The 23,282-nt window shown below is 63.4% G+C and carries 25 protein-coding genes and 2 pseudogenes; 21 read left to right on the top strand and 6 right to left on the bottom strand.

The window, feature by feature from the left end:
- On the bottom strand, positions 1-265 hold a 265-nt coding region (locus X738_RS0142280), incomplete at its 3' end, for a site-specific integrase (RefSeq protein WP_031255506.1).
- Between the two features lie 132 nt (positions 266-397).
- On the opposite strand from X738_RS0142280, the gene rimM reads away from it, so the two are divergent.
- The gene (gene rimM, locus X738_RS64300; RefSeq protein ID WP_023800594.1) at positions 398-997 is read left to right on the top strand and encodes a ribosome maturation factor RimM; all 600 of its coding nucleotides are present in this window, start codon (positions 398-400) and stop codon (positions 995-997) included.
- Complete coding sequence (trmD, locus tag X738_RS64295) at positions 994-1,692, top strand: tRNA (guanosine(37)-N1)-methyltransferase TrmD (RefSeq protein ID WP_023800593.1); 699 nt, start codon at positions 994-996, stop codon at positions 1,690-1,692. The genes rimM and trmD overlap by 4 nt, the downstream gene beginning before the upstream one ends.
- On the opposite strand, the pseudogene X738_RS64290 reads toward trmD, so the two are convergent.
- A pseudogene (locus X738_RS64290) lies at positions 1,674-2,426 on the bottom strand (sulfite exporter TauE/SafE family protein). The gene trmD and the pseudogene X738_RS64290 sit on opposite strands and share 19 nt — an antisense overlap.
- Before the next feature lie 333 nt (positions 2,427-2,759).
- On the opposite strand from X738_RS64290, the gene rplS reads away from it, so the two are divergent.
- The 5 genes from rplS (at position 2,760) to leuC (ending at position 7,799) form a co-directional block, all read left to right on the top strand.
- Positions 2,760-3,299 (top strand): 50S ribosomal protein L19, encoded by a 540-nt coding sequence (rplS, locus tag X738_RS64285; RefSeq protein ID WP_023800592.1) that lies wholly within the window; start codon positions 2,760-2,762, stop codon positions 3,297-3,299.
- Between the two features lie 256 nt (positions 3,300-3,555).
- Positions 3,556-4,353 carry a transporter substrate-binding domain-containing protein gene (locus tag X738_RS64280; RefSeq protein WP_023800590.1) on the top strand — a complete coding sequence of 266 codons (798 nt, stop codon included), beginning with the start codon at positions 3,556-3,558 and terminating at the stop codon, positions 4,351-4,353.
- A gap of 250 nt (positions 4,354-4,603) precedes the next feature.
- A complete protein-coding gene (locus X738_RS64275; protein WP_023800589.1) occupies positions 4,604-5,419 on the top strand; it encodes an amino acid ABC transporter permease in 816 nt (271 codons plus the stop codon).
- Between the two features lie 57 nt (positions 5,420-5,476).
- Entirely contained in the window at positions 5,477-6,112 is a 636-nt protein-coding gene (locus X738_RS64270; protein ID WP_023800588.1) for a class I SAM-dependent DNA methyltransferase, read from the top strand.
- A gap of 277 nt (positions 6,113-6,389) precedes the next feature.
- Positions 6,390-7,799, top strand: coding sequence for a 3-isopropylmalate dehydratase large subunit (gene leuC / locus X738_RS64265; RefSeq protein WP_023800586.1), 1,410 nt, complete (start codon positions 6,390-6,392; stop codon positions 7,797-7,799).
- A 50-nt stretch (positions 7,800-7,849) separates the two neighbouring features.
- Here the strand turns inward: leuC and X738_RS64260 are convergent, their stop codons facing one another.
- On the bottom strand, positions 7,850-8,161 hold the full coding sequence (locus tag X738_RS64260) for a hypothetical protein (RefSeq protein ID WP_023800585.1): 312 nt from the start codon (positions 8,159-8,161) through the stop codon (positions 7,850-7,852).
- Positions 8,162-8,316: 155 nt separating this feature from the next.
- On the opposite strand from X738_RS64260, the pseudogene X738_RS64255 reads away from it, so the two are divergent.
- A pseudogene (locus X738_RS64255) lies at positions 8,317-9,527 on the top strand (diguanylate cyclase).
- A 176-nt stretch (positions 9,528-9,703) separates the two neighbouring features.
- Complete coding sequence (locus X738_RS64250; RefSeq protein ID WP_023800584.1) at positions 9,704-10,927, top strand: GGDEF domain-containing protein; 1,224 nt, start codon at positions 9,704-9,706, stop codon at positions 10,925-10,927.
- Here X738_RS64250 and X738_RS64245 read toward each other — a convergent pair.
- Positions 10,911-11,279 carry a hypothetical protein gene (locus tag X738_RS64245; RefSeq protein ID WP_023800583.1) on the bottom strand — a complete coding sequence of 123 codons (369 nt, stop codon included), beginning with the start codon at positions 11,277-11,279 and terminating at the stop codon, positions 10,911-10,913. The genes X738_RS64250 and X738_RS64245 overlap by 17 nt on opposite strands.
- A 229-nt stretch (positions 11,280-11,508) precedes the next feature.
- Between X738_RS64245 and X738_RS64240 the strand changes: the two genes are divergently transcribed.
- The 6 genes from X738_RS64240 to X738_RS64215 all read left to right on the top strand — a co-directional run bounded on the left by X738_RS64240 (position 11,509) and on the right by X738_RS64215 (position 16,462).
- On the top strand, positions 11,509-11,853 hold the full coding sequence (locus tag X738_RS64240) for a hypothetical protein (RefSeq protein ID WP_023800582.1): 345 nt from the start codon (positions 11,509-11,511) through the stop codon (positions 11,851-11,853).
- 377 nt (positions 11,854-12,230) lie between these two features.
- Positions 12,231-12,650, top strand: a complete 420-nt coding sequence (gene sdhC, locus X738_RS64235; protein WP_023800581.1) for a succinate dehydrogenase, cytochrome b556 subunit — start codon at positions 12,231-12,233, stop codon at positions 12,648-12,650.
- A 23-nt stretch (positions 12,651-12,673) separates the two neighbouring features.
- Positions 12,674-13,048, top strand: a complete 375-nt coding sequence (gene sdhD, locus X738_RS64230; RefSeq protein WP_268929907.1) for a succinate dehydrogenase, hydrophobic membrane anchor protein — start codon at positions 12,674-12,676, stop codon at positions 13,046-13,048.
- 4 nt (positions 13,049-13,052) lie between these two features.
- Positions 13,053-14,891 carry a succinate dehydrogenase flavoprotein subunit gene (gene sdhA, locus X738_RS64225; protein ID WP_023800579.1) on the top strand — a complete coding sequence of 613 codons (1,839 nt, stop codon included), beginning with the start codon at positions 13,053-13,055 and terminating at the stop codon, positions 14,889-14,891.
- A 64-nt stretch (positions 14,892-14,955) separates the two neighbouring features.
- Positions 14,956-15,735 (top strand): succinate dehydrogenase iron-sulfur subunit, encoded by a 780-nt coding sequence (locus X738_RS64220; RefSeq protein ID WP_023800578.1) that lies wholly within the window; start codon positions 14,956-14,958, stop codon positions 15,733-15,735.
- Positions 15,736-15,823: 88 nt separating this feature from the next.
- Positions 15,824-16,462 (top strand): YceH family protein, encoded by a 639-nt coding sequence (locus X738_RS64215; RefSeq protein ID WP_023800577.1) that lies wholly within the window; start codon positions 15,824-15,826, stop codon positions 16,460-16,462.
- 308 nt (positions 16,463-16,770) lie between these two features.
- Here X738_RS64215 and X738_RS64210 read toward each other — a convergent pair whose 3' ends face one another.
- Positions 16,771-17,196, bottom strand: coding sequence for an OsmC family protein (locus tag X738_RS64210; protein ID WP_023800576.1), 426 nt, complete (start codon positions 17,194-17,196; stop codon positions 16,771-16,773).
- A 195-nt stretch (positions 17,197-17,391) separates the two neighbouring features.
- Here X738_RS64210 and X738_RS82870 point away from each other — a divergent pair, with 195 nt between their 5' ends.
- The 3 genes from X738_RS82870 (at position 17,392) to X738_RS64200 (ending at position 18,604) form a co-directional block, all read left to right on the top strand.
- Positions 17,392-17,604, top strand: a complete 213-nt coding sequence (locus tag X738_RS82870) for a hypothetical protein (protein WP_084833780.1) — start codon at positions 17,392-17,394, stop codon at positions 17,602-17,604.
- A gap of 3 nt (positions 17,605-17,607) precedes the next feature.
- Positions 17,608-17,964: a YciI family protein gene (locus tag X738_RS64205; RefSeq protein ID WP_023800575.1), complete on the top strand. Its 357-nt coding sequence runs from the start codon at positions 17,608-17,610 to the stop codon at positions 17,962-17,964.
- A 112-nt stretch (positions 17,965-18,076) separates the two neighbouring features.
- Positions 18,077-18,604 (top strand): hypothetical protein, encoded by a 528-nt coding sequence (locus X738_RS64200; protein ID WP_023800574.1) that lies wholly within the window; start codon positions 18,077-18,079, stop codon positions 18,602-18,604.
- Positions 18,605-18,646: 42 nt separating this feature from the next.
- Here X738_RS64200 and X738_RS64195 read toward each other — a convergent pair whose 3' ends face one another.
- Positions 18,647-19,906: a ubiquinone biosynthesis hydroxylase gene (locus X738_RS64195; protein WP_023800573.1), complete on the bottom strand. Its 1,260-nt coding sequence runs from the start codon at positions 19,904-19,906 to the stop codon at positions 18,647-18,649.
- 157 nt (positions 19,907-20,063) lie between these two features.
- Here X738_RS64195 and X738_RS64190 point away from each other — a divergent pair, with 157 nt between their 5' ends.
- The 3 genes from X738_RS64190 (at position 20,064) to X738_RS64180 (ending at position 23,031) form a co-directional block, all read left to right on the top strand.
- Entirely contained in the window at positions 20,064-21,014 is a 951-nt protein-coding gene (locus tag X738_RS64190) for an acyl-CoA thioesterase (RefSeq protein WP_023800572.1), read from the top strand.
- 219 nt (positions 21,015-21,233) lie between these two features.
- Positions 21,234-21,572 carry a P-II family nitrogen regulator gene (locus X738_RS64185; protein WP_023800571.1) on the top strand — a complete coding sequence of 113 codons (339 nt, stop codon included), beginning with the start codon at positions 21,234-21,236 and terminating at the stop codon, positions 21,570-21,572.
- Positions 21,573-21,603: 31 nt separating this feature from the next.
- Positions 21,604-23,031 (top strand): ammonium transporter, encoded by a 1,428-nt coding sequence (locus tag X738_RS64180; RefSeq protein ID WP_023800570.1) that lies wholly within the window; start codon positions 21,604-21,606, stop codon positions 23,029-23,031.
- The last annotated feature ends 251 nt before the right edge of the window (positions 23,032-23,282 follow it).

The raw sequence follows: 23,282 nt of genomic DNA, 5'->3' as shown, positions 1-23,282 counted from the left end.
CCCGCCCGAGCGTGCGGGCGCCGGCGCCCCCGGCGCGGCGGGCAGCGAGAAAGCCGCGCAGATCGGCCGGGCGCAGAGCGGCGATATCCGAAATGCCGGGCGAGCCGCCGCAATGGCCGGTCAGGAAGTGCAGGAACTGGCGCGTGTCGCGCTCATAGGCTTCCACGGTTTCCGGCGACAGCCGGCGCTCGCGCGCCAGCATCTTGAGCCAGCTTTCGCGGGCCGCCTGAAGGTCTGGCTTGGCCGGGATGAGGAATTCCTGCATTGCGCTCTTCCGATATGCCGCTCTTCCATTTCCGGGCGATCTTCCGGCAGCCGGGTTAGGAAGCGGTGAAGAGCCGCGTCATTGAAATGACAAGAGCGTGGAGCTAGAGCAAGGCAAAGGATTTTTCCACCGATGACCAAACCGCAAAACCCTGTCCAGATGGCCGTGATCGGCGCCGCCCATGGCATCAAGGGCGAATTGCGCGTGAAAACCTTCACCGGCGATCCGCTGGCGCTGGCCGACTACGGGCCGCTCTATGCCAGGGACGGCCGCGCCTTCCAGATCGTCGACATCAGGCCGGCCAATAACGTCGTGGTGGTGCGCTTCAAAGGTATCAGCGACCGAAACGCTGCCGAGGCGCTCGCCGGCACGGAATTATTCGTCGACCGCTCGATGCTGCCGGACGACGGCGAAGAGGACGAGTTCTATCATGCCGATCTCGTCGGGCTGGCGGTCCGGGACGATACCGGTGCTGACATCGGCAAGGTCGTCGCCGTGCATAATTTCGGCGGTGGCGATATCCTCGACGTGATATTGGCGGGGCGCAAAGGCGTGCTGATCCCGTTCACGCAGGCTGCCGTTCCTGACGTGTCGATCAAGGACGGTTTCGTCCGCATCGATCCGGCGGCGGCGGGCTTGATCGATGACGAAGACAGCGATGCTCCTGGCAGCGATGGTTTCGACCCGAAGGGCAGGCCGCGCGGGCCGAAGGACGCCGGGGGCAACCGGTGAGTTTTTCCGCCTCGGTGCTGACGCTCTATCCCGAAATGTTTCCCGGTGCACTCGGCGTGTCGCTGGCCGGCCGGGCGCTGGAGGCCGGCACATGGTCGCTGGAAGCAATCCAGATCCGCGATTTCGCCACCGATCGCCATCGCACCGTCGACGACACGCCGGCCGGCGGCGGCGCCGGCATGGTGATGCGTGCCGACGTTCTGGCCAAGGCGATCGACCATAGCTCGCCACCGGGCGATCCACGGCCACGGCTGCTGATGAGCCCGCGTGGAAAACCGCTGACGCAGGTGCGTGTGCGCGAACTGGCCGCGGGGCCGGGCGCGGTGATCGTCTGCGGACGCTTCGAAGGCGTCGACCAGCGGGTGATTGATGCGCGGGGGCTGGAGGAGGTCTCGGTCGGCGACTTCATCCTCTCCGGCGGCGAGCCGGCAGCGCTGGTGCTGCTCGACGCCGTGGTGCGGCTGTTGCCCGGCGTGATGGGCAATACGGTGTCGGGCGATGAAGAGAGCTTTGAAAACGGCCTGCTCGAACATCCGCACTACACGCGTCCGCAGGAATTCGAGGGCCGGCAAATCCCCGAGGTTCTCACCTCGGGCAATCATCAGAAGATCGCCGCGTGGCGACGCGCCGAATCGGAAAGATTGACGAAAGAGCGGCGGCCGGACCTGTTGGCCGCTCAGCCCTTGGTGAAGTAATAGAAGGCAAGAAACACGCCGACCCCGACGACGAAGCCACGCACGGCAATTTGCGGCACGCGCTTGGCGATCCAGACGCCGGCATAGCCGCCCAGCGCGCCGCCCGGTATCATGACGATCGCCTGCCGCCAGGCGATGACGTCGCCGGAGACGAAGACCAGGATGGCTACTGCCGCGATGACCACGGCCAGCAGGTTCTTCAGCGCGTTGAGGCGGTGATAGTCGCCGGCCTGGGTGAGGCCGAGCGTCGCCAGCATCATGACGCCCATGCCGGCGCCGAAGAAGCCGCCATAGACGGCGGTGGCGAACTGCGCCAGGGAACCGACCAGCGAACCCATCGCGACCTGACGGCCCGGCTTGGGCGCCGGCTTCAGCCACGGCCCGGCGGCGAACAGCGCGGTTGCCGCGAGCAGCAGCCAGGGCACCAGGACGCGGAACGACGGATTGTCGAGCGCCAGAAGGATGAGCGCACCGGCCAGCGCGCCAAAAACCGAGATAAGGCCGAGCAGCAACGCGGTGCGCTAGAAATGCTTGATGTCGGACCAGTAGGCGAGCGTCGAGGTGATGTAGCCGGGAAATTGCGTCAGCGACGAGGTGGCGTTGGCGACGATCGGCGGCAAGCCGACCAGCGACATGGCGCCGAAGGTTATGAATGTCCCGCCGCCGGCTATGGCGTTGACGGCACCTGAGAGAAAGCCCGCGAAAAAGAGCAGGGCCGCATCGAGAACTGGCATGGAGGGTGTTGCCGCCGGAGGAAAGTCACGTTCTGCCCGACTTAAAAAGCTTGGGCCTTCAACGCAACCCCTGTGCCGGAAGATTGCGACGTTGACCAACGACCAAAAAAGAACGCGGCAAAGGCGTGACAAAGCGTCGAAATAGCTGTATGTGCGCGCCGAACCGGGAGAAAATCTGCCGGACCCGTCAACAATGACGGTGTAGTCGCCCCTGCCCGATGTTCTCGAACCCAGATGTTCTCGAACAAAGGGCATAGCCGAGCGGTCAATGGAACTGCAAGGCGAGTGTCGGACGCTCTGACTGTCGGAAGAACAAGAAGTGGATTTGTAGAGATGGATATCCTCCGTCAGCTCGAGGCCGAACAGGCCGCCAAGATCGAAGCCAAGCGCAAGCTTCCCGAATTCCAGCCCGGCGACACCGTACGCGTCCAGGTCCGCGTGACCGAAGGCACCCGCACCCGCGTCCAGGCCTATGAGGGCGTCGTCATCGCCCGCGCCGGCGCCGGTTTCCAGGAGAATTTCACCGTTCGCAAGATTTCCTACGGCGAAGGCGTGGAGCGCGTGTTCCCGGTCTTTTCGCCGATGGTCGAGGGCGTCGAGATCGTGCGCCGCGGCAAGGTGCGCCGCGCCAAGCTCTATTACCTGCGCGATCGTCGCGGCAAGTCGGCCCGCATTTCGGAAAACACCGGCGTGCGCGCCCGCAAGCTGAACGATGAGGAGCGCGATGCGCTGAACGCCGAGAAGGCCCGCATCGAGGCCGAGAAGGTGGCAGCCGCCCAGGCGCTGGCCGCCGAGAAGGCCGCGCAGGAAGCCGCCGAGAAGAAGGCCGCCGACGAGGCCGCCAAGGCCGAGGAAGCCGCTGCCGCCGAATAAGGCGAATTCAAAAACCATGTTTCGGAAAGGCGGCTTCGGCCGCCTTTTTTGCCTCGCGGAATGGGTTTCGATTTTGCCGGGCCGCCGGTGCGCAATCGAAACGGATCGTTCCGTAATGCCGTGAAAGCATGGAATCCATTTTCGCGCGAAGCCGCATCAAGCCGGCTTGCAAGGCGCCTGCGGAAAGCTAAAGTCGGCGCCGGATTTCCTGCAAGCCTCGACCATGTCGAGGCCGTTCAAATGCTCGGGGTGTACCATGATCAAATCGAAACTGCTGTTGGCCGGCCTGTTGGCTCTGGTACTTGCGCCCGTCGCCGCCCTGGCGCAGGCGCTGCCCGATCTCGGCGGCAAGAAGGTGGTGGTGGTGACGGAAAACGCCTATCCGCCGCTGCAGTTCATCGACGCCAAAACCGGCAAGCAGATCGGCTGGGAATATGACGCGATGAACGAGATCGCCAAGCGGCTGAATTTCCAGGTCGAGTACCAGAACACCTCCTGGGACGCGATGATCCAGGCGGTTTCCGACAACCAGTACAACATCGGCATGACCGGCATCACCATCAAGGACGATCGCAAGCAGAAGGTGGATTTCTCCGACCCCTATATGCGCTCGGAACAGTTCATGCTGGTGCGCGGCGACGAGAAGCGCTTCACCGACGCCAAGACGCTCGGCGCTTTCAAGGACGGGTTGATCGGTGCGCAAGCCGGCACCACGCCGTTCTACACCGCTGTCTACAGCGTGCTCGACGGGAATGAGCAGAACCCGCGCATAAAACTGTTCGAGACGTTCGGCGCCACGGTGCAGGCGCTGAAGACCGGCGACGTCGATGTCGTGCTGACCGACGGCACTGCCGGCAAGGGCTATGTCGAGGCGTCCAATGGCGGGCTGAAGCTGATCGGCGGACCACTCGGCACCGAGGATTTCGGCTTTATTTTTCCGAAAGGCTCGGATCTGGTGAAACCGGTCAACGCAGCCATCGCCGCGCTGAAGGCCGACGGCACACTCGACGCGCTCAACAAGAAATGGTTCCTTGATTACAAGATGGGGCAGTAGGACTTTTGTCGCGGACATTGCGGGACGCGCAGGAACTCGCGCTGACTCTGCGCCCGTGCACCCCCCTCTGTCCTGCCGGACATCTCCCCCTCAAGGGGGGAGATTTGCTGTACCCTCCGCTTTCGCCAATCTTCAACGTTAGAGAAAAAGCGCGGCCAGCGAAGCTGCCGATCTCCCCCCTTGAGGGGGAGATGGCCGGCAGGCCAGAGGAGGGTGGCCTGGCGCGACATTGGTTCGTCGGCGCGCCCTGATGGCAACGACCGCATCTTCAACCGCCAAGTCCGACTTCCCCTGGTGGCTCGCCGTGGCCGCGGCGCTCGCCTTGGCAGCGGCTATCTTCATCGCCGCAAGCGACCTCTATGCCCAGGTTTTCGCGACCGTCGCCAAGGGCATCGGCATCACCGTGTTCGTCACAATGGTCGCCTTCGCGCTGGCCTCGGCAATCGGGCTCGCCATTGCGCTGATGGGCCTATCGGGGTCGCGCTGGCTGCGCCAGATCGCGCGCTTTTATGTCGAGATCATTCGCGGCGTGCCAATGCTGGTGCTGTTGTTCTGGATCGCCTTCGCCGGCGCGCCGGCCTTCGTCGCGGGATGGAACGCGCTGACGGCGCCGCTGCAAAGCGCCGGCCTCTTCGGCGAGCTAATGATACGCGACGTATCGTTGCTATGGCGCGCCATCATGGCGCTGACCATCGGCTATTCGGCCTTCATCTCGGAGGTCTTCCGCGCCGGCATCGAGGCGGTCGAGAAGGGCCAGATCGAGGCCGCGAAGGCGCTGGGGCTGACGCGCACCCAGCGTTTTGGGCTGATCGTCTTTCCGCAGGCGATCCGCACCATCCTGCCGCCGCTCGGCAATGATTTCGTCGCCATGGTCAAGGATTCCTCGCTGGTCTCGGTGCTCGGCGTCGCCGACATCACCCAGATGGGCAAGATCTATGCAGCCGGCTCGTTCCGCTTCTTCGAGACCTATTCGATCGTCGCTTATATCTATCTCATCCTGACGGTCGGCCTGTCGCTGGCCCTGCGGGCGCTGGAGAAGCGGCTGCGCCGCCAGCATGAGCAATAACCGGCAGGCGAAGGCGGCGCTACGATTGCGGCCAATACGTTTTGGAGGGTCAGTTCCATGAACATCGACAAAGCCAATGCGGCGCTGGATGCGGTCTATACGGCCGACACGCCGGAAGCGCTTGCCAAGGCCTACGCCGCCTGGGCTGCGACCTATGACAGCGAAACCGCCGCGCTCGGCTACCTCCTGCCGTTCCTGATCGCCGCCTGGGTGGCGCGCCATGTGCCGTCAGGCGAAGGGCCGCTGCTCGACGCCGGCTGCGGCACCGGCCTGTCGGGACCGTCGCTCAAGGCGCTGGGCTATGAGGACATCGCCGGGCTCGACCTGTCGGCTGAAATGCTGAAAATCGCCGGCAGCCGGCAGGCTTACAGCGAGCTGAAACAGGCGATGCTCGGCGATCCGCTGCCCTGGCCGGACGGGCATTTCCGCGCCTTCTTCTCGACCGGCGTGTTCACCATCAGCCATGCACCGGCCTCCGGCCTGCATGAACTGGTGCGCATCACTAGGAAGGGCGGCCACGCCATCTTCACCGTTCGCGACCAGGTTTTTGCGAGCGGCGGGTTTCAGGCGACGTTCGACGAACTGGAGCAGGCGAAAAAGTGGCGGCCGGTCGAAGAAAGCCCGTGGTTTCGCTGCTATGCGATCGCCGAACCTGAGGCGCTGGTGAAGACATTTGTGTTCGAGGTGGTTTGAAGCGCCTTTTTCCTTCTCCCACAACAAGGGGAGAAGGCAGAGCCGCGCCAGGCAGCCGCAATTGCCGAAAAGTCAAAACATTGATATGAGCCACGCCATGGAACAGCTTTTTGGCGATCCGGCTTACAAGGGGTTCGTGCTGCAGGACAGAAAACGCCTGCCGTCGCGTTTCTCGGCGCGCGTTTCCGGCGCTCTGACCAGCCGACTTCGCTAGGCCGTGTTCGCCGGCTAGCCGGCGCCAGTCACTTCCCATTTTCATATCGACGGATTTACGCACATGAGCGCACCGCGCACCCTCTACGACAAGATATTCGACGACCATGTCGTCGACCGCCAGGACGATGGCACCTGCCTGCTCTATATCGACCGTCACCTCGTCCATGAAGTGACCAGCCCGCAAGCTTTCGAAGGCCTGCGCATGACCGGCAGAAAGGTCCGCCATCCGGAAAAGACGCTGGCTGTGGTCGATCACAATGTGTCCACCTCGCCCGAGCGCAAGTTCGGCATCAAGAACGAGGAAAGCCGCATCCAGGTCGAGGCGCTGGCCTGGAACGCCAAGGACTTTGGCGTCGAATACTATTCCGAGAAGGATATCCGCCAGGGCATCGTCCACATCATCGGCCCGGAGCAGGGTTTTACGCTGCCTGGCATGACCATCGTCTGCGGCGACAGCCACACCTCGACGCATGGTGCTTTCGGCGCATTGGCGCACGGCATAGGCACGTCGGAAGTCGAGCATGTGCTGGCCACGCAGACACTGATCCAGCGCAAGGCCAGGAATATGCTGGTGCGCGTCGACGGCGTGCTGCCGGAAGGCGTCACCGCCAAGGACATAATTTTGGCGATCATCGGCGAGATCGGCACTGCCGGCGGCACCGGCTACGTCATCGAATATGCCGGCGAAGCGATCCGCGCGCTGTCCATGGAAGGCCGCATGACCATCTGCAACATGTCGATCGAGGGCGGTGCCCGGGCCGGCCTGATCGCGCCTGACGAGACAACCTTCACCTATGTCAAGGACAAGCCGCGCGCGCCGAAGGGCGAGGCATGGGACGCCGCGCTCGCCTACTGGAAGACGCTGCAGTCCGACGAGGGCGCGCATTTCGACAAGGTGGTCGTGCTCGACGCGGCGAAACTGCCGCCGATCGTCTCCTGGGGCTCCTCGCCCGAGGACGTCGTCTCGGTCCAGGGCATCGTGCCGAACCCAGACGATATCACCGATGAGAACAAGCGTACGTCCAAGCAGCGCGCGCTCGACTATATGGGCCTGACCCCAGGCACCAAGATCACCGATATCGCGCTCGACCGCGTCTTCATCGGCTCCTGCACCAACGGCCGCATCGAGGATCTCCGCGCTGTCGCCAAGGTGGTCGAGGGCAAGAAAGTCAGCCCTCACGTCGATGCGATGATCGTGCCGGGCTCCGGTCTGGTCAAGGAGCAGGCGGAGGCCGAAGGTCTCGACAAGATCTTTGTCGCCGCTGGCTTCGACTGGCGCGAGCCGGGCTGCTCGATGTGCCTTGCCATGAACGACGACCGGCTGAAGCCGCATGAGCGCTGCGCCTCGACCTCGAACCGCAATTTCGAGGGCCGCCAGGGTTTTAAGGGCCGCACCCATCTGGTGTCGCCGGCGATGGCGGCGGCGGCGGCGATCGCCGGCCATTTCGTCGACATCCGCGAGTGGAAATAACCCGCTGACGAGTTGCCAGACCCCGAACCGCGATGCGGTTCGGGTTCTCTTCACGCCGGGCGCCTGACGAATTCGTGGAATTGCTCACGGCGGCCGGGTTCATCCTTTGCCACCACGAGCGCCAGCTGCCGTTCGTCGAACAGCTTGAACCATTCGTCCCATTCGACCAGTTCGTAGCCGCCGGCGTTGGCGGGGCGTTCGGCCTGGTCCTGGTCCTGATAGGCATGCTGGCCGAAAACCAGCCTCAGCATGGCTTGCGTGCCCGTTTCGGGCGATACATCGACGATTGCCGGAAATCCGGCACGTGACGCGGCCCAAGAGCGAATTGCCTCGTGGTCGGTCAGCATGATCGTATCGGCCATGAAAGCGTCTCCATCGATTGCTGCTGGAAAACGCCGGTCGCGGTTTCAAGTTCCGTGCAGCGGCTTCATGGCAGCCATATTCCACTTTGCTTAACCGCTTGTTGGGGCTTGCGCCCTAAGGTCTCTCTCACGGAAGCGTGGGGGTTCACGGTCCTTTGGACAACGGTCTGCTGACAGGGTTGCTCAACCCGACGATCGCGCTTGCGCTCGGCGCGGTGTTTCTCGTGCTGTGGTTGTATCAGCGTCACTGCCCCTATCTGGCTGTGCTCGCCGCCAGTTACTGGCTTTCGGCGGCCGGCTTCCTGCTGCAGTACTTCACCCTGCCCATCGGCATGGCGCCGACCAAACTGCTCTCCGTCACCTGCTTCACGATTGCCGCCAGTGGTCTCGCCGGCGCGATTGTGACACGCTATGGACGGCGCGTGCCGTTTGTTGCGATCGGCTTTCTGGCGAGCAGCGGCCTGGCCGCTTTTTGCTGGTTCATGTTCATCCAGCCCGATCTCACCTGGCGAATCCTGGCGATGAATTTCGCTTTCGGCGGGCTCAGCCTGGTTGTCGCCGCCGAACTGCGCGTGGTGCGCGACAGGGGCCCGACGGAAATGATGCTGTTCGTGCTGTCGCTGCTTTCCGGGCTGAATTTCGTCGCGCGCACCCTCGTTATCGTCATCGCGCATGGACCCTACCAAAGCTATGACGGGTTCTATGCCTCGTCCTACTGGACGACAGCGCTGTTGTCGCATGCACTGCTGTCGCTGCTCATCGCGCTTAGCCTGTTCTGCGCGGCTGCGCTGGACGTAATGAAAACGCTGAAGGCCGAGGCGTACACCGACCCGCTGTCGGGCCTGCTCAACCGGCGCGGCTTCGAGGACGCGCCACGCATCTCCTGCGGCACTGCGCCACCGCCAAACTTCCGGTCGCGCTGGTGCTCGCCGACCTCGATAACTTCAAGGCAGTCAACGATCTGCACGGGCATGCGGCGGGTGATCGCGTGATCGCCGATTTCGCCGCCAAGCTTCGATCGGCTGCCGGCACCAGCTGCGTCGCCGGCCGCATCGGTGGCGAGGAGTTCGCCGTGCTTTTGCCGCTGAGCGACCTTGGCGCGGCAAGGCTGTTTGCCGAAGCCATTCGCACGGTCTATTCGGCAGGCAGCGTCGACGGGCTTCCGCCCGGCACAAGAGTAACGGCGAGCTTCGGCGTGGCGGCCTACACCGGCGAGGAGGGGCTGGAGCCGCTGATGCGCCGCGCCGACGAGGCACTTTACAAGGCCAAACGGAACGGCCGCGACAGCGTGCGGCTATCCTATGAACGGTCGGCCCATGGACGCTCGGAAACGGCGCTGGTCGTGGAGCCGCTCAAAGCCGGCTGATCGTCCACGTCTAGAGCATTTGCAGCCAAGGGAATCGCTTGGCGCCGCAGAAATCGCGCTAAACAAACAAACAGCGCGGGTGCGCTGTTCAATTCGAGCGCATTCCGTCCTACGCCCATGTTAACGTCTTTTTCGCCCGTTCGTGATTTGCTGTCGCAGGGAGTGTGAAAGACCACATGGGCGGCGGCGCAGAGTTCATCCTTGCAATCAACCTGCTCGTCGCCGGCCTGCTGGCGGCTGCCTTCATGACCATATCGTTCAACGACTTGGCGCGCGCGCCGGCGCGCTGGCTGGTCTTCGGTTATCTGCTCGGGATGGCCTATTTCGCCATCGAGTTCAGCATTCCGCTCTTCGACAATGCGCGACCCGCAGTCGTCGCGGGCTTCGCCGTTTTCCTGGGCGCCACTATCGCCTTCAATGGCGGGCTCGCCCATAAATACGGCGTGGCGCTGCCTTGGGTGCCGATGCTCGTCTTCCTGTTTGCGGCCACTGTGGCCGTGTATTTCGTGCAGGATCTGCCGCGCCAGTCGCTTGCCCGCATGATGGCCTACCAGCTTCCCTATGCCGCCATGCAGTTCGTCGGCGTCGGCATCGTCTGGTCGTCAAGGCAAAGACGCGACTGGCTCGACAATGCGCTGATGGCCGTACTGGCGGCCAGCACCCTGCAATTCGTGAGCAAGCCGTTCATCGCCCATGAAATGGGCGGCTGGGGAGCCAATCCGCAGGCCTATCTGCAGAGCAACTATGCTCTGGTGTCGCAGTCGCTTGGCACGGTGTTTGCCATGACAATCGCGCTTCTCATCCTGATCATTCTGGTCCGCGACGTGCTCGCCGAAGCGACGTCGAAGTCGGAGACGGACACGCTGTCGAGACTGCTCAACCGTGGCGGCTTCGAGCGTCATGCCGAGCTTGCGATGCGTGACGCCGTGCGCAGGGGTATTCCGGTCGCGCTGGTCATCGCCGACCTCGACCATTTCAAGAGGATCAACGACAGTTTCGGCCATGCATCAGGCGACAGGGTCATCGAGGCCTTTGCCGGCTTCCTGCGTGATGCGGCCGCCAAGCATCACGTCGCCGGCCGCATCGGTGGTGAGGAATTCGCCATCATCCTGCCGGGAACCAACCTCGCCGCCGCGCGGCTCTTCGCCGAAGGCACGCGCAGCGCTTTCGGGGCGTTGCCGATCGACTGTCTGCCGGCGAACCATCGTTGCACCGCCAGCTTCGGCGTTGCCGAGCTCCACCCGACTGAGAATTTTTCCGACCTGCTGCGGCGCGCCGACGAAGCGCTCTATCAAGCGAAGGGCAGCGGACGCAATTGCGTGCGGATCTCGATAGGATCAATCGCCGCCCGGCAGCCGGCTGTCGCCAATGCCGGGCCGAAGATCAGCGGCAGGGGCTAAGCTCCGGCATCTCGCCGTCGGAAAGCCCGTACATATAGCTGCGGCCCTTGACGAAAACCGGCGGCCTGTAGCAGTCGCGGCTGCTGACATCGTCCGGTTCGTCTTGATAGACGATTTTGGGCCGGCCGGCACCGACGTAATCCGACATTTCCGTGGCCAATTCGCCCTGGCCAACGAGGATGCGCTTGTAGCCGGCGGCGCTCTCGATGACGAGATTGCCGAACGAATCGGCATAGACGCGGTCGCGCGTCCCGGCGCGTGCCGGCGCTGCGAAGCCGATGGCCACCGCCACCAGGACGATGGCCATCGAGAGGGGCGCCGGAAGGCGCGATCTGGCTGAATTCGAACGCATGGCGTCCCCATTTGTCAGAGACCGAGTCTTGCTCGAATCATAAATTAACCTTTTCTTAACCATTGTTAAGAGGCCAGCCCTGTTGGCCGCCAGGTCTCGGCAAACATGGTTAATATCCGCGGCCATCTTTCGGCCATGCTTGCCGCCACCATCGCAGCCGGCGCCGAGCGCGACATCGGGTGATCTTGGCAAAGCATCGCGGCTGGATTGACGCGTAGGGAGACAGTACATGGCGTTAGGCCGGACGTTTCGGGTGACGCTGGCCCTTTGTCCATTGCTGACCACAATTGCCTGCGTGTCTCAGACCAATGCGCCGAAGGCTGGAAATCCGCTCGCCGATTCACCGCAGCCGCGCACCGCGACTTACACTTGCGCCGATGGCGCCAGGATCACCATCGAAAACCTCGGCACTTCGGTGCGGGTGCTTGGCCCGGACGGCGCCAGCGAGGACCTGCCGGCCTCGCCAGCCAATCAAAACAGCCGCTTCGGCGCGGCGCATGACGCAATCGTGATCGACGGGCGCGACGCGCTGGTAATGAAGGGCGGGAGGACGCCGCTGACCTGCAAGCGTTAGGGGCATGCCGATATTCAGGTAAGGCCGGTCTGCAAACAGTGGTTTCGTGCGCTTCCGGCCTTCGCCGGCCGAAGCACTCATGAGCGGTAGCGGCAGTTAAGGCTACGGCCGGCGGAGGCCGGTACTCACGTGCCCCAAGCCGTAGGATCGAAACCACATACCGCACCGCAGCGAACATTGCGCCGGCTTTGGATCGCGCCCTAATCGATTGAAGCCAAACACTGCCTTTTGTCAGACTAAATTAGGTTTTCGAAACGATTTCCGGCTTTGACGCGGTGCAAAAAGAGCATTAGAAACCGGGCTGTCCAAAGTCGCAACCGGAAGCGGTAATGCCGCATTTCCACCTGGGGCTCCAGAGACGCCGAACTGGGGGAGCCATGAGCAAATCACCAGCCACCCGCGAATTTGCCAGACGTGAACGGCCGCTTTCGCCGCATCTGACCGTCTATCGACCGCCGATCACGATGACGATGTCGATCATCCATCGCATCACGGGCGGGGCGCTCTATTTCGGCACGCTGCTGGTCGCGCTGTGGCTGATGGCGGCGGCGAGCTCGCAATCCACCTTCGATGCCGTCAACTGGGCCTTCGGCTCGTGGCTGGGGCGGCTGGTGCTGTTGTTCTATACCTGGGCGCTGATGCACCACATGCTGGGCGGCGTGCGCCATCTGATCTGGGACACCGGGGCCGGTCTTGAAAAGGACACCGCCTCCAGGGTCGCCTGGGCGACGCTGGCCGGCTCGGTCGTACTGACGCTGCTGATCTGGATCGCCGGCTACATGGCGCGGGGAGCCTGATCGTGAGCCACCACAACACCGACATGCGCACGCCGCTGGCCAAGGTCCGCGGCCTCGGCTCCGCCCGCGAGGGCACGGAGCATTTCTGGCGCCAACGCCTGACGGCGATCGCCAACATTCCGTTGATCCTGTTCTTCGTCGGCTTTCTGATCGCGCTGAACGGCGCCGGCTATGCGCAAGTGCGCGCCGCACTTGCCAACCCGTTCGTGGCGCTGGTCCTGGCCCTGGTGCTGTTGTCCGGGCTCTACCATATGCGGCTCGGCATGCAGGCGATCATCGAGGATTATGTGCATGGCGAGGGCATGAGGCTGGCGCTGCTCGCCCTCAACACATTCTTTCCCGTAGTGGTCGGCGTCGCCTCGATCTTCGCCCTGCTCAAACTGGCATTTGGAGGCTGAAATTTTGGCCAAGGACGCGAACAACGCCAACACGGCGTCCGCCTACAGCTATGTCGACCACAAATTCGACGTGGTTGTGGTCGGCGCCGGCGGCGCCGGCCTGCGCGCCACGCTCGGCATGGCCGAACAGGGCCTGCGCACCGCCTGCATCACCAAGGTTTTCCCGACGCGGTCGCACACTGTCGCCGCTCAGGGCGGCATCGCCGCCTCGCTGTCCAACATGGGCCCCGATTCCTGGCAGTGGCACATGTACGACACCGTGAAAGGATCGGATTGGCTCGGCGACGTCGACGCCATGGAATATCTGGTGCGCGAAGCACCCGCCGCCGTGTACGAGCTCGAGCATTATGGCGTGCCGTTCTCGCGCACCGAAGAGGGCAAGATCTACCAGCGGCCGTTCGGCGGCCACATGATGAATTTCGGCGACGGCCCGCCGGTACAGCGCACCTGTGCGGCCGCCGACCGCACCGGCCACGCCATCCTGCACACGCTCTACGGCCAGTCGCTGAAGAACAACGCGCAGTTCTTCATAGAGTATTTCGCGCTCGACCTGATCATGGAGCCGGATGGCACCTGCACCGGCGTCGTCGCCTGGAACCTCGACGACGGCACCATCCACCGTTTTTCGGCAAAGATGGTGGTGCTGGCGACCGGCGGCTATGGCCGCGCCTATTTCTCGGCGACCTCGGCGCACACCTGCACCGGCGACGGCGGCGGCATGGCGGCGCGGGCCGGGCTGCCGCTGCAGGACATGGAATTCGTGCAGTTCCACCCGACCGGCATCTACGGCGCCGGCTGCCTGATCACCGAGGGCGCGCGCGGCGAAGGCGGCTATCTCGTCAATTCAGAAGGCGAGCGCTTCATGGAGCGCTATGCGCCGTCGGCCAAGGACCTCGCCTCGCGTGACGTGGTTTCGCGCTGCATGACGCTGGAGATTCGCGAGGGACGCGGCGTCGGCAAGAACAAGGACCATATTTTCCTCCACCTCGACCACCTCGATCCGGCCGTTTTGCACGAGCGACTTCCGGGTATTTCGGAGTCGGCAAAGATCTTTGCCGGCGTCGACCTGACCAAGGAGCCGATCCCGGTGCTGCCGACGGTCCACTACAATATGGGCGGCATGCCGACCAACTACTGGGGCGAGGTGCTCAACCCCACCGCCTTGAACCCGGACCAGGTGTCGCCCGGGCTGATGGCGGTCGGCGAAGCCGGCTGCGCCTCCGTCCACGGCGCCAACCGGCTGGGCTCCAACTCGCTGATCGATCTGGTGGTGTTCGGCCGCGCGGCGGCGATCCGGGCCGGCCAGGTGATCGACCGCAACGCGGCAATCCCGTCGCCCAACGAAGCCTCGGTCGACAAGATCATGGACCGCTTCGACCGGCTGCGCCACGCCAACGGCTCGACGCCGACGGCGGTTTTGCGCGAAAAGATGCAGAAGGCGATGCAGGACGATGCGGCGGTGTTCCGCACCCAGGAATCACTGCAAAGCGGCTGCAAGCGCATTTCGCAGATCTGGGGCGAGCTCAAGGACGTAAAAGTGTTCGATCGCTCGATGATCTGGAATTCCGACCTGGTCGAGACGCTGGAGCTGGAAAACCTGATGGCCAACGCCATCACCACGGTCTACGCCGCCGAGGCGCGCAAGGAGAGCCGTGGCGCGCATGCGCGGGAGGATTTTTCGGCGCGCGACGACGCGAACTGGCGCAAGCACACGCTGTCCCGGCTCAGCGAGGCCGGCGAGGTGTCGCTCAGCTATCGGCCGGTGCACACCGAGCCGCTGCTCAGGGAAGCAGACGGCGGCATCAACCTGGCCAAGATCGCGCCCAAGGCCAGGGTGTATTGATGATGGCCGCCGTAAACGGGACTTGGTCCGGGCTGAAGCTCGTCATCCGAAAGGACCTGAGATAATGGTCGAACTCACCCTTCCGAAAAACTCGAAGATCAAGGCCGGAAAAACCTGGCCGAAGCCGGAGGGTGCGACCAATCTGCGGGAGTACCGCATCTACCGCTGGTCGCCGGACGATGACGAGAACCCGCGCATGGACACCTATTTCGTCGACATGGACGATTGCGGGCCGATGGTGCTCGACGCTCTGCTCTACATCAAGAACAAGATCGACCCGACGCTGACGCTGCGCCGCTCCTGCCGCGAGGGCATTTGCGGCTCCTGCGCCATGAATATCGACGGTTCCAACACGCTCGCCTGCACCAAGGGCTGCGATGACATTTCCGGCGCGATCAAGGTCTACCCGCTGCCGCATATGCCGGTGGTCAAGGACCTGGTGCCCGACCTGACCAATTTCTACGCCCAGCACGCCTCGATCGAGCCGTGGCTGAAGACGGTGTCGCCCGAGCCGGCCAAGGAATGGCTGCAGAGCCATGAGGACCGCGAAAAGCTCGACGGGCTCTATGAATGCATCCTGTGCGCCTGCTGCTCGACCTCATGCCCGAGCTATTGGTGGAACGGCGACCGCTATCTCGGTCCGGCGACGCTGCTGCAGGCCTATCGCTGGCTGATCGATTCCCGGGACGAGGCCAAGGGCGAACGGCTCGACAATCTCGAAGACCCGTTCCGGCTCTATCGCTGCCACACCATCATGAACTGCGCCCAGACCTGTCCCAAGGGGCTGAACCCGGCCAAGGCGATCGCCGAGATCAAGAAGATGATGGTGGAGAGAAGGGTTTAGCTTCGGACGGGTTGCTGCAGGGATCATCTCGTCGGTAGTGATCCTTCGCGCCGGCGCTGTCCCGCCGACTTCAAAGGATAGCCGACCCATGACCGATCCCGAACTCCCCATCCTCTCTCCCGTCGAAGCGCGCGTGCTCGGTTGCCTGATCGAAAAGAAGGAACTGACGCCCGACATCTACCCGCTGACGCTCAATGCGGCACTTGCCGCCGCCAACCAGAAGACGGCGCGCGAGCCGGTGATGTCGGTCGAGCTTGTCGAGGTGAGACGAGCGCTTGGCCAACTCGAGCACAAGGGGCTGGTCAGGCAGGTCTTTGCCTCGCGTGTCGAGCGCTACGAGCATGTCGTCGCGCAGCGCTTTTCGCTGACCTCGGCGCAGATTGCGCTGCTTGGGTTGCTGTTGCTGCGCGGTCCGCAGACCGCCTATGAATTGCTGGCACGGAGCGAGCGCATGGCGCGGTTGCCCTCCATCGACGAGCTTCGCAGCAATCTCGACCTGTTGATCGGCCGCAAGCCGCCGCTCGTTCAGCAGATCGATCGTGGTCCCGGCCAGCGTGAGGACCGCTATGTGCATCTCTTGGGCGGGCCGCTGCAGCTGTCGGCTGCCGCAGCGCCCTTGCAAGCGCCTTCGCCGGCCTCGGATCTCGAAGCTCGCGTGCAGGCTCTCGAGGAAGAGGTCGCACAGCTGCGCGCACGCATCGACGCGCTGACCGGCGACGGACGCTGATGACCTTTTGAGGTGTTGGAGGGGAGCGCCCTCTCTAGGAATCTTGTTCGTTGCCACTCTCGATCGGTTAGCGCTGCCCCTCACCCGCCTGCCGGCGACCTCTCCCCGTATAGTGACGCGGAGAGGGATGCTCATCGGCCGTTTCGGCAATTATCAGCGTTGCAAGAAGGGTGCCGTAGCTGCGGCCAGCTTCTTTCTCCCCGTCATTATACGGGGAGAAATGCCCGGCAGGGCAATGAGGGGCGGAGCCGGCTTCAACAATGATGGCTTCCTACACCGGCTGGAATTGGTCATATGTGAAAGCGCTCTCAGCCGAGCTTGGCGTCGAGCGAAACCTTTATGGCGCCGAGTGCCTTCGAGACCGGGCATTCGGCCTTGGCCTTCTCGGCCAGCTCCTGGAACTTCGCCGCATCGATGCCCGGCACCTTGCCGACCACCGTGAGCGCGCTGCCTGTGATCCCCGTGCCAGGGATCAGCGTCACCACCGCCTTGGCGTCGAGTTCGGTGGCGGGGGTGCCGTTCTCGGCCAGGAAGTGAGAGAACTGCATGGCGTAGCAGCCGGCATGCGCGGCGGCGATGAGTTCCTCCGGATTGGTGCCGGCCTTGCCGCTTTCATCCTCGAACCGCGCCTTGAACGAGTAGGGCGTGCCTTTCAGAGCCGCGCTCTGCGTGTCGAGCGTGCCCTTGCCCTCTTTCAGATTGCCTTTCCAGACGGCGTTTGCGGTGCGGTCCATGAAATCCTCCTTGATTGTGGTGGCTGAGCCGTGATCGGCGTCTGGTCGACTATAGCGCGCGCGGGCACGAAGGCCACCCGTGCTTTCGCGCCAATGGCGACGCGTAAAAAAAATCCGCGTGCAAAAATGTCGACTTCCATCTGCCTCGGCCGTCCTGCGGGCGGCCACGGGTTTCGTGGCCGAATGGAGGACACCATGAATAATCTGTTTTCTGCTCACTGGGGTGACACCGGCCGAAAGGCGGCTGAACAGGAACCTGACCGGTTGGATCGGCAACCTTCCGGTTTCGGTCGACTGCTTGCTGCGGTCGCCATGATAGGGGTTGCGGTATCCCTTCTCGATCATGCGGCGGTCAAAAGCCCGGCTCGGACCTTGGTCGCCAACAGTTCGTCCCAACAAGGAAGATGAGAGATGAAATATGTTTGCCTGGTTTATGGTGAGGAAAAAGACCTTTACGCAATGAGCCCGGAGAGGCTGGCCAGGCTCGACGCCGACTCGCTGGCCTATGACAAATCGGTGGAGCAAAGCGGCCGGCTGATCATCGCGCAGGCACTGCAGTCGGTAAAAACCTCGAAAACCGTGCGCCGGCGCAAGGGCAAGCGGCTGATCACCGATGGTCCCTTCGCCGAGACCAAGGAGCAATTGCTCGGCTTCGTCATGATCGAGGCGGCGGATCTCGACGAGGCGCTGGAGATCGCCGGCGGGATTCCGCTGGCCGAAATCGGCACGATCGAGGTCAGGGCGATCTACAGCGTACCGGGATCCTGAACATTATTCCGATTGCGTCCGGCGGAATCGATTTCATCGGCGGGCGCAACTTTTGCGTGTTGAAGCGAGACGGCACTTCTCCTATCGTCGCTGCGGTTGGGGGATTTCGGGCATGCATATACTGATTGCTGCAATTGGGCTGTTGGGAGTGGCGGCGTTCTGGTGGTATCGGATGAAGGCCATGAACGATGCGGCGCGCGAGGTCGCGGACGTCGTCGGGCGGGTGCAAGGCAACATTCGGCGCAAGAGGTTGCGCAATCAGGCGGCGCTCTCACCGCTGACGGCGATCGACGATCCGGTCGTGGCGGCCGCGACGCTGATCACCGCAATCATTTCCGAGAACGGCCCTGTCCTGCCGCAGCGCGAAGCCGTGATTCGGTCGGTGATTTCGGAGATTGCAGACGACAAGAAGACCGATGAGGCCGTGGTCTACGCCAAATGGGCGGCGTCCCAGATCGACGATGCCACGATCGTCATCGACAAACTGGCGCCGTTCCTGCGCGAACGTCTCGATGTGACTGAGCGAAACGATTTGCTGCAGATGGTGAACCGCGCGGCGCAGGCTGGTGAGCAACCCCTAAAAATATCCGACCAGAGGATACTGCGGCTGCGCCAGAAGCTCGGCTTCGAGGTCAACTAAGGGTGTGCTGATATTCAGGTGATGCCGGCCCGTCAGTCGGGTTCAGATCGCCTCGCCCTTGAGCAGTTTCGGCGTGTCGCCGGACAGACCGGACGCCTGGCGGATGAAGAAATCCTTCAGCCGCGGCATGCGTTCGACGAGACCGAGGCCGATGTCGCGGACGGCGCGCAACGGGCCGATGTCGTTGGAAAACAGCCGGTTCAGGACATCGGTGGTGATGCCCATCTGCAGCGTGTCGAAGCGCCGCCACTGCTGGTAGCGTTCGAGCACGTCGAGCGCACCGACATCCTGGCCGAGCCGGTCGGCCTCGACCACCACTTCGGCCAACGCCGCCACATCCTTGAAACCGAGATTGAGGCCCTGGCCGGCGATCGGGTGGATGCCGTGGGCGGCGTCGCCGGCGAGCGCAATGCGCGGCGCGACGAAATCGCGGGCGATGGTCAGGCCGAGCGGCCAGGCACGTGGCCTGTCGGCGACGCGAATTTCGCCGAGCTTCAGGCCAAACCGCTGTTCCAGCTCGTGCTCGAAGACGAGGTCGTCGCCGTCGACCAATTTTTCGGCGTCTTCCGACCGCTCGACCCAGACGATCGACGAGCGGTGGGTGCCGTCCTTGTCCGGCTTGAGCGGCAGCGTGGCGAACGGGCCGGCTGGCAGAAAATGCTCTTCGGCGCGGCCATTATGCGGCCGTTCATGCGCGACGGTGCAGACGATGCCGGACTGGCCGTAGTCCCATTTCACCGTCTTGATGCCGGCCATGTCGCGCAGCTTCGAGTTGACGCCGTCGGCGGCGATCAGCAGCCGCGCCTTCAGCGTCGCGCCGTCGGCAAGATGCACGGTGATGCCGGCGCCGTTGACGTCGAAGGCACTGACGGCGACGCCTTCGATGATGTCGATGCCGAGTGTTTCAGCGCGCCGGCGCAGGGCGCCGTTCAAATCCCTGTTGGCGACCATATGCGCAAACGCTTCGCCGGGCGCGACCTCGCCATCGAAAGTGAGAAACACCGGGCGCAGCGGATCGGAGGTGCGCGAATCGGTGACGATCATCTCGGTGATCGCCTGCGCCTCGGGGGCGATTTCGGCCCAGACGCCGAGCTGGTCGAGCATGCGGCAAGCGGCAGCGGCGATCGCCGAGGCGCGGCCGTCCTTTTGCCAGACACCGGCGGGCGCGGCGTCGACGACAGCGACCGCCAGGCTCGGTCGCGCTTGTTTCAGCGATACGGCGGCGGCAAGGCCGACATAGCCGGCGCCGGCGACCAGAATGTCGAGCGCGGTTCGGTTTTTTGCATCCGCCTTGTCGACCATGGCAAATTCCTTTCCGGCCAAATTTCTTTCCGGCCTTGACTGCCTGTCATTCCTGTCGGAAACCGCCATAACACTTTTGCGGCTTCTGAAGTTCGCTTCGAGTGAAATATCGAAATCAGGCGAACTTCGGAATCAGAAGGACACGAGGGCGCGAAACATGACGGCGGCCATGGACGAGCTTCTCGGCATTCTCGACCTCGAGCAGCTGGAACACAACCTCTACCGTGGTCGCAGCCCCAAACTCGACTGGCAGCGTGTCTTCGGCGGCCAGACCATCGCCCAGGCGCTGGTCGCCGCCCAGCGAACGGTCGAGCCCGAACGCCACGTCCATTCGCTGCACGGCTATTTCATGCGGCCGGGCGACACCAAGGTGCCGATCATCTACCAGGTCGACCGCATCCGCGACGGCGGCTCCTTCACCACGCGGCGCGTCGTGGCGGTCCAGCACGGCCAGGCGATCTTTTCGCTGGAAGCCTCGTTCCAGCAGGACGAGGTCGGTCTCGNCGTCGTGGCGGTCCAGCACGGCCAGGCGATCTTTTCGCTGGAAGCCTCGTTCCAGCAGGACGAGGTCGGTCTCGAGCACCAGGTGCCAATGCCGCTGGACGTGCCGGCGCCCGACACATTGCTGTCGCAGCGCGAATTGATCGGCAAGTTCGGTGCGGCCGTGCCCGACGGCATCAGGCGCTACTGGGAGCGTGACCGGCCGATCGAGATGAAGCCGGTGATGCTGGAGCATTACACCAGCCGGGAGAAGCTGGAGCCGAAACAGAACATCTGGATCCGCACCACCGGCCCGGTTCCGGGCGATCGCGCCACGCAGGCGGCCGTGCTTGCCTATCTTTCCGACATGACGCTGCTCGATACCTCGACCTTTGCGCATGGCCGCGCCATCTTCGATAGCGACATCCAGGCGGCGAGCCTCGATCACGCGATGTGGTTCCATCGCAGCCATCCACTCGACGACTGGATGCTCTACACGCAGGACAGCCCGTCGACGCAAGGGTCGCGGGGGTTCACGCGCGGGTCGCTGTTTGCCCGCGACGGCACGTTGATCGCCTCGGTTGCCCAGGAAGGCCTGATCAGGCTGAAGCGGCCGCCCGCGGAATAGGCAATTTTGCAAAATTGCCTATTTTTTAAACAGATGCGCTGCCGCGACTATGAACAGTCAGCCGACAAACCTTCCCCAAGTCGTTATTTAACAGCAGCTTAACACCCTGCTTCGGCAACTGGCACGTAGCTTGAATCCTAGCGGGCACTCTCCGGCTCTCATGGGGATCGGCGAAGTCGTGCAAACGCGGGGACCCGCAACAGTAAAGGGTGAAACCTTATGAAAATCGTGATGGCAATCATCAAGCCGTTCAAGCTCGACGAGGTGCGCGAAGCGCTCACCGCAGTCGGCATCCAGGGCCTGACCGTCACCGAAGTCAAAGGCTACGGGCGTCAGAAGGGACACACGGAAATCTATCGCGGGGCGGAATACGCGGTCAGCTTCCTGCCGAAGATCAAGATCGAAGTCGCGGTCGGCCTGGACATGGTCGACAAGGCCGTCGAAGCCATCACTGCGGCGGCCAAGACCGGTCAGATCGGCGACGGCAAGATCTTCGTTTTCGGCATCGACCAGGCGGTGCGCATTCGCACCGGCGAAACAGACACCGACGCGCTTTGAGCTGCGGAAACGTATTCCAATGGAGAGTTCAATGAATATTCCTTCTACTTTGAAGTCGGTGGCGCGCACCGCGCTGCTGGGCTCACTCGCTATCGCAGCGCTGGGCACGGTCGCCGCATTCGCGCAGGAAGCGGCGCCGGCCGCATCGGCCGCGCCAGCGGCGCCGGCCTTTACCGTCGACAAGGGCGACACGACGTGGATGATGATCTCCACCATCCTGGTGCTGCTGATGACCATTCCCGGCCTTGCCCTTTTCTACGGCGGCCTGGTTCGCGCCAAGAATATGCTGTCGGTGCTGATGCAGGTCTTCACCATCACCAGCGTGGTCATGATCGTCTGGGTTTTCTACGGCTACAGCCTTGCCTTCACCCCCGGCAACGCCTTCGTCGGCGGCCTTTCCAAGATGTTTCTCGCCGGCGTCGACGTGACGACGGTGTCGGAAACTTTTACCAAGGGCGTCGCCATTCCTGAGCTGGTGTTCGTGATCTTCCAGATGAGCTTCGCCTGCATCACGCCTGCCCTGATCGTCGGCGCCTTCGCCGAACGCGTCAAGTTTTCGGCTGTGATCCTTTTCACCATCCTGTGGGTCACATTCGTCTACTTCCCGATCGCGCATATGGTCTGGTTCTGGGGCGGCCCGAGCGCTTACAGCGACCCGTCGGGGCTCATCTTCAGCTTCGGCGCCATCGACTTCGCCGGCGGCACCGTCGTCCACATCAATGCGGGCATCGCCGGCCTTGTCGGCGCGCTGATGATCGGCAAGCGCATCGGCTACAACAAGGACGTCATGGCGCCGCATTCGATGACACTGACCATGGTCGGCGCGTCGCTGCTGTGGGTCGGCTGGTTCGGCTTCAACGCCGGTTCGAACCTCGAAGCCAACGCCTATGCGGTGCTGGCCATGGTCAACACCTTCGTCGCCACAGCGGCGGCGGCAGTGACCTGGATCGTGCTCGAAACGCTGCTGCGCGGCAAAGCCTCCATGCTTGGCGCGGTTTCGGGCGCTGTTACCGGCCTTGTCGCCGTCACGCCCGCCGCCGGCTTTGGCGGACCGATGGGCGTCATCGTGCTCGGCATCGTCGCCAGCTGCGTCTGCTACTTCTTCGTCTCGGTCGTGAAGAACAAGTTCGGCTACGACGACAGCCTCGATGTCTTCGGCATCCACTGCGTCGGCGGCATCATCGGCGCGCTCGGCACCGGCATCCTGGTCAATCCCGCCCTCGGCGGCGCCGGCATCGTCGATTATTCGACGGCCGACTTCGCCGCCGGCTATGCCGGCACGGCGACCCAGTTGTGGTCGCAGTTCAAGGGTGTCCTGGTAACCGTCCTGTGGTCGGGCATCGGCAGCGCCATCCTCTACAAGATCGTCGATATGATCGTAGGCTTGCGCCCGACAGCCGATGCAGAGCGCGAAGGGCTCGACCTCACCGCGCATGGCGAAGCGGCCTATCACCCGTAAGCCAGGCCACCTGTGGGTCTTGTCTGGGGCGGCCTCGGCCGCCCAACACCTTCCCTCCCGTCGTGACGCTCCCGAAAAGGGCTCACGCATTGAGGCCCGGACCGGTTCCGGGCCTCTTTTTTCGTGCGATGCCGCGCCCGGTGGCAGTCCAGGCTCGGTCACAATCGCTTGATCGGGCGCCTGATCGATCTTGGCGATGAAACATCGGGCTGGCCAGCGTGCCCGCCATTTGTGTGACTGGTTTCCAATCG

Origin of the sequence: Mesorhizobium sp. L48C026A00, assembly GCF_000502375.1 — a bacterium.
Classification (GTDB): domain Bacteria; phylum Pseudomonadota; class Alphaproteobacteria; order Rhizobiales; family Rhizobiaceae; genus Mesorhizobium; species Mesorhizobium muleiense.
This window is presented reverse-complemented; position numbering and strand designations above follow the sequence as displayed.